At 54.8% G+C, this 1,333-nt stretch carries 1 protein-coding gene; it reads left to right on the top strand.

The features are described from left to right. Nucleotides 1-91: 91 nt before the first annotated feature. A protein-coding gene (locus PG887_RS22330) for an IS3 family transposase (protein ID WP_100654772.1) occupies nucleotides 92-1,296 on the top strand; the annotation gives its coding sequence in 2 pieces (ribosomal slippage) (nucleotides 92-410 and nucleotides 410-1,296; 1,206 coding nt in all). Nucleotides 1,297-1,333: the final 37 nt, after the last annotated feature.

The following is a 1,333-nucleotide window of genomic DNA, read 5'->3' as shown; positions in this document are numbered from 1 at the left end:
TAGATTGGCCCCTTGAAGATCCAGACACTTCGCCCCTCTTAACTTAAGAGGTAGTCTTGGAGCTATGTTCAGTACTAGTCACAACGAGAAGATGGTCGAAGTGTTAACAGGGGCCGAGCGCCGTCGACGCCGGACTCCACAAGAAAAGATCGCCATCGTGCAGCAGACCTTTGAGCCCGGGATGACCGTCTCTCATGTTGCTCGCTTGCACGACGTCAACGCAAACCAGCTTTTCAAATGGCGTAAGCAATTCCAAGAAGGGTCTCTCACGGCGATCACCGCCGGTGAGGATGTTGTTCCTGCTTCCGAGTTGGCTGCTGCCATCAAGCAGATCCGAGAGCTTCAGCGTCTGCTCGGGAAGAAGACCATGGAGAACGAGATCCTCAAAGAAGCCGTGGAGTATGGTCGAGCAAAAAAATGGATTGCGCATGCGCCCTTGTTGCCGGGGGACGACGATTAAGTGCTGTGAGCCAGGCTCTTAATGTATCGCGTGCGCAGCTATCCGTTCGTGTTCATCGAAAACCGGGTTGGCAAGATGGTCGTCATCATCGCCAGCGTGATGATGCAGCCTTACTTGGCCGTATCATGGAGGCGATGGCAGAGCTTCCCTCCTATGGCTATCGCCGGGTCTGGGCGCTGTTACGGCGTCAGTCTGAGGCAACAGAACAACCTGTGGTAAACGCTAAGCGGGTATATCGCGTCATGCGCGAGCATGGCTTGCTGCTGGAAAGAAAACCAGCTGCACCATTGGCCCAGCAGGCACATAAGGGGCGTGTTGCCGTCAAGGAGAGCAATCGACGGTGGTGCTCAGATGGCTTCGAGTTTCGCTGCGATAACGGTGAAAAACTACGTGTCACGTTCGCCATGGATTGCTGCGATAGGGAAGCGTTGGACTGGGCGGCCAGTACTGGGGGTTACGATAGTGACACTGTGCAAGATGTCATGCTGAGGTCTGTCGAACGTCGCTTTGGGGATTCGTTGCCGGCATCACCGGTGGAGTGGCTGACTGATAATGGCTCGGCGTATCGAGCCCATGAGACCCGCGCGTTTGCACGAGAAATCGGGTTGGAGCCCAGAACGACAGCAGTGAGAAGCCCACAGAGTAACGGTATAGCGGAAAGCTTCGTGAAGACGATGAAGCGAGACTATATCGAGATGATGCCAAAACCGGATAGCCGAACAGCGGTAGGCAATTTGGCTATCGCGTTTGAGCATTATAACGAGCACCACCCGCACAGCGCCTTGGGATACCGTTCACCACGGGAATTTCTGCGCAGTCGGGTATCACAACCCTAAGCGGGAAAAAGTGTCTGGACCTATGGGGTCAAATCCA

It is taken from the genome of Aeromonas sp. QDB14 (assembly GCF_027707845.1).
Lineage (GTDB): Bacteria > Pseudomonadota > Gammaproteobacteria > Enterobacterales > Aeromonadaceae > Aeromonas > Aeromonas caviae.
This window is presented reverse-complemented; position numbering and strand designations above follow the sequence as displayed.